The organism is Bacteroidales bacterium, from assembly GCA_031275285.1.
Classification (GTDB): domain Bacteria; phylum Bacteroidota; class Bacteroidia; order Bacteroidales; family UBA4181; genus JAIRLS01.
Map to the genome: position 1 here is coordinate 1 of JAISOY010000008.1, position 4,940 is coordinate 4,940.

Here is a 4,940-nt window from a genome sequence, read left to right on the forward strand (position 1 = left end):
CACCAATCTTGTATCATTAGTATCCGGAACAACAGGAAAAACACGACTCCATATCCAACGCACTTTATTATCATCCGACAATATCCTGAACCGGCACGCCTGACTTTGCCGTTTGCCGGAAATTATATCCTTGATCAATGCGCTAAAACAATTGATATCTTCAGCATGTACGTTTGCCAATACCTGGGATAAACCCGATAATTCATTTATCTTAATATCAAATACCCTGAATGTTGAAGGATTGGCGTAAATGATATCCGGTCCATTCACCAGAATGATCGAATCATCAGTATTTTCTGACAATGAACGAAAACGTTCCTCGCTTTCCCTGAGTATCTTTTCATAGTATTTTTTATAGGAGACATCACTCACCGCAGCCATTTTCACCTTTTGTCCCCTATACATGCATGACCTTGAGCATATTTCAAATTCGTGGCGCACATTATCCTTCCCTACAAAGACTGCTTCATACACATCGGGAAGATCCTCTTTCAATCGTTTTGTTAAAATATCCCGCTGCTCCGGAGTCACAAACTGAAGCACACTATTCCCAATTACATCTTTCAGCAAATATTGAAGTTTATGTACCAAACGTTGGTTTACTTCCAAAATTTTACCAGTATCTTTCTCATAAATGATAATACCATCATAGGTTAAAGAAAGAATTTGCCTGAATCGATGCTCACCTTCTTCCATTTGTTGCTCCATCTGAGTATAATCGAGCAACTTTCCTTCAAGTTCTTTTATCTTATGCTGTAATCGGCTTATGTTGTCCGATTGTTGATTGTGTGTATTGCCGGGCATAAATACTATAAAGACTAGTTTTATTTCTCACGAAAATAAACGTTTTTTTGCGCAAAAAAAATTTATAATGCAATAAATACAAAAACCTGATTATATAATAAAATACATAAAATAATTATTGTGAAGATTCACAGAAGTTCCTTTCAACACGAATCATCCGGAATTATCTGAGTATTTCCATCCAATTATTTTTAACTTTTATCTATTGGGCTTTACTATCCGCATAATTCCCTTTACCAACTCAACGATCAATAAAGGAGCCAAAGACAAGCATATCACCCAGATCCATTGTGCCTGAGAAAGTGTCGCCAGATGAAAAATATCATGCAGGGCCGGAACCTCGAGCACTATAACCATCATAAGCCCTACCAGGGCAATAGCTCCTAATAAATATTTGTTTTTAAACATATTCCTGAAAGCCGAATGATTTACTGAACGGACATTAAAAATATGGGTTAGCTGGCTAAAGGCAAGTACGGCAAAAGTCATAGTCTGTGCCACTTCTACACTTGATTTCATACCTATCAGGAATGCCGTTAATGATAAAACGCCGACCATACAACCCTGCAAAAGAATCCTGATAACAAAACTCCGGTTCATGATATTTTTATGTGAATCGACCGGTTTCCGTTGCATGATATCTGGATCGGCCGGATCGACGCTCAGTGCCAATGCAGGCAAGCTATCTGTCACCAGATTGATCCAAAGGATATGAATAGGCAATAACGGTGTCGCCCAGTTAGCCATCACCGCAACAAACAATACCACGATCTCACCGATATTTGTAGAAAGTAAAAACTGTATGGCTTTGAGGATATTATCATAGATACGCCTGCCTTCTTCCACAGCCGTAACAATAGTCGCAAAATTATCATCAGCCAGGACAATATCGGCAGCTTCTTTAGATACATCAGTACCGACTATACCCATAGCAACCCCGATATCTGCAAGTTTAAGGGCCGGGGCATCATTCACGCCATCTCCTGTCATGGCCACAATCTCACCCTTACTTTGAAATGCCTTAACAATACGGACTTTATGTTCAGGCGACACCCGTGCATAAACAGCTATAGCTTCCACATTTTTTTCCAGTTCTTTATCTGACATTTTTTCCACATCAAGTCCCGTCAAAGCCTGGTCATCCGGTTCTTTAATCCCTAAGGCATCGGCAATTGCCACTGCTGTTATTTTATGGTCTCCCGTGATCATTACCGGTTTGATCCCGGCACTACGGCATTTATCTACGGCTACTTTCACCTCTTCACGAGGGGGGTCAATCATTCCCAGCATTCCTATAAAAACCAGTTCCTTTTCCAATGCAGAAGATTCGATCTTATCCGGCAAATTGTTAATCTCATTATAAGCCGCGGCCAATACACGCAAAGCTTCTCCGGCCATCACTTCATTCTCTTTCCGGATCTTCTCCTTATCCTGGTCGGTCAAAGAAACAATCCGGTTACTACCATCAAACATCCTGTTGCAACAGGCCAGGACTTCGTCTAATCCTCCTTTAGTATACACCAAAAGCTCCCCCTCGCTCTTGCGATGTACGGTGGTCATCATTTTCCGTTCCGAATCAAAAGGAATTTCAGCAATACGGGGCATCTGTTTCTCAAGATCATCTTTTGCTTGCCCGAACTTCATACCGACATCAAGTAAAGCTGTTTCAGTGGGATCTCCGGTGGTAGTCCAGGTTTTTCCTTCCCTGCTCATTTTAGCATCATTAGCCAGAATAAAAGCCTGTAACATCCATTCATATTTTTTATCCAACGATGAAGTACCCGGAGATACATCTATCGCATTATCGCCTGCATATAGCTTTACAACAGTCATTTTGTTCTGGGTAAGCGTCCCTGTTTTATCAGAACAGATCACACTGGTACTGCCTAAAGTCTCTACGGAAGGCAGTGTACGTACAATTGCGTGTTTTTTGACCAGTCTCTGAACCCCTACAGCCAGGACAATAGTAGAGACAGCCGGCAATCCCTCTGGTATAGCAGCAGCAGCCAGACTGACCGCAATCATGAACATTTCCAGCGGTTCTTTTCCATGAATCCATCCGACAATAAATATCAGCACACAAATAGCGATCGCAGCAATTCCGAGTACCTTTCCTAATTGATCCAACCTTTGCTGCATAGGAGTTTTGGTATCAGGAACAGATTGTATCATAGCTGCAATCTTCCCTACTTCTGTTTTTGTACCGGTGGCAATCACAATTCCTTTCCCCCGTCCATAAGTGACGGAACTGGATGAAAACCCAAGATTATCCCTGTCACCCAATGCCACCTCTTCCTGTTCAATCGGATAGACAAATTTCTCTTCAGGAACAGATTCTCCGGTAAGCGCTGCATCGGTCACTTTCAGGTTAACGGCCTCCACAAGACGTAAATCAGCCGGAATAGAGTCTCCTGTTTCAAGGACAACCAGATCACCTGGTACCAGTTCCCTTGATTCAATCACCTGTATCTGTCCATCCCGGATTACTTTACAATGGGGCGCACTCATTTTCTCCAGTGCTTCCAACGATTTTTCCGCTTTTGCTTCCTGGGCAACACCAATGCAGGCATTGAGGATGACAATAACTAAAATAATAACAGCATCGGCAAATCCTTCTCCGTTCAGATAGCCAACCACACCGGAAATAATAGCAGCCGCCAACAGAACGAGAATCATAAAACTCTTGAATTGTTCAACGAATTTCCGAAAAAGTGTTTTTCCCTTTTTTTTCTCAAACTCATTATAACCGTATTCTTCCACCCTTTTTTTAATCTCCCCGGAAGAAAGACCGGAAGTCAGCGATGTTTTCAGTTCTTTTTCCGTTTCTTCAACGGATAACCTGTAAAATTTGAGATCGGATGCCATGATATAATGATAATTTTATGGGTGTTAATTTCAATGCGTAAGTACTAAAATATTTCACGAAAATACGAACATTTTCTTATAAATATATTTTCTGCCGGAATAAATCAGGTACAATATTTGCTAATACAATACACATAAATATAAGAATCATAAACAATATGTCAAAATTACTTTTAGTCTGGCTATCATTGGTATTATTACAGCCCATATACGGACAATCCCGAAATAATAACCCGGTTTTCCAACAGACTCCCATATCCGGTAATATCCCGGATTTTTCAGCAATAGATGATCATGTACTCCAATTGAAAAGTAAAAAGAATATCTCCAACGAAGCATTAGTACAGGAAATCACCCAACTTTCAAAAACACCGACCGAAAAAGCACGTGCCATTTTTATGTGGATCGCCAATAATATTGCTTACGATACTAATTTTAAAATCCGGACAAAAGAAGATGCCATCAAGCAAAGAAAAGGCGTTTGTGAAGCCTATTCCGGATTATTTGAGGAATTTGCCCGTATAGCAGGGTTGGAAGCAATTTCTATTTCAGGTGACTCAAAACAATATTATTACAAAAAACCATCTGATCTGGACAGAGGTGGTCATGCCTGGAATGCAGTAAAGGTGGAGAATGATCGCTGGTTATTACTGGATGCAACGTGGGGAGCGGGACACGTAAATAACCAGGTTTTTACAAAAAAATTATCTACCTTCTGGTTCGACCCTGATCCTGAAATTTATATTTTCAGTCATTACCCTAAAGAAACTCAATGGCAGTTGTTGTACAATCCGGTAGACAAAGATGACTTTCTTCGTTTACCTCCATTGTACCCCAATCTTGTCTTATGGGGATTTAATTCCAAAAATTTACTGGATTATTTTCAGGCAAATGATAATACTTCTTTCCCAGATATTTATTCCATCGATTTATCTTGGAAAATAAATCAAATGCCGATTCTGGCTCAACTGGAAAAAGATAAATCCTACACATTTGAATTTGAGTTGACGGAAAATGAAGAGGTGGCAATCATCATCAACAACAAAGACTGGCATCGTTTTGAAAAAAACGGAAATATCTTTAGTACCGTTTTCACCCCCGAAAAAAAGGGAACAGCGGTAATAGCCGTAAAACAACAAGATGGAAAATTTGCAGGAGTATTTAAATATACCATCCTTTAAGCACCCAATGCTATTTATTGCTTTCTTAAATTGCATTGATCAAGTGAATTACGTTCAGAAAGTATAACATTAATTGTTTTATATTACTTA

General features: G+C 39.9%; 3 protein-coding genes. 1 reads left to right on the forward strand and 2 read right to left on the reverse strand.

The window, feature by feature from the left end:
* Together LBQ60_00855 and LBQ60_00860 are read right to left on the reverse strand one after the other, a co-directional pair.
* Window positions 1-804 (reverse strand): PAS domain-containing protein (locus LBQ60_00855; GenBank protein ID MDR2036450.1); only part of this gene is annotated, 804 nt, incomplete at its 3' end.
* Between the two features lie 198 nt (window positions 805-1,002).
* Window positions 1,003-3,669 (reverse strand): calcium-translocating P-type ATPase, PMCA-type, encoded by a 2,667-nt coding sequence (locus LBQ60_00860; protein ID MDR2036451.1) that lies wholly within the window; start codon window positions 3,667-3,669, stop codon window positions 1,003-1,005.
* A gap of 158 nt (window positions 3,670-3,827) precedes the next feature.
* Here LBQ60_00860 and LBQ60_00865 point away from each other — a divergent pair, with 158 nt between their 5' ends.
* Entirely contained in the window at window positions 3,828-4,850 is a 1,023-nt protein-coding gene (locus LBQ60_00865) for a hypothetical protein (GenBank protein ID MDR2036452.1), read from the forward strand.
* Window positions 4,851-4,940 lie beyond the last annotated feature (90 nt).

Bases quoted from the DNA above. Each gene is read 5' to 3' on its own strand.
- LBQ60_00860 (MDR2036451.1), bottom strand. From the start codon at position 3,669: ATGGCATCCGATCTCAAATTTTACAGGTTATCCGTTGAAGAAACGGAA.
- LBQ60_00865 (MDR2036452.1), top strand. From the start codon at position 3,828: ATGTCAAAATTACTTTTAGTCTGGCTATCATTGGTATTATTACAGCCC.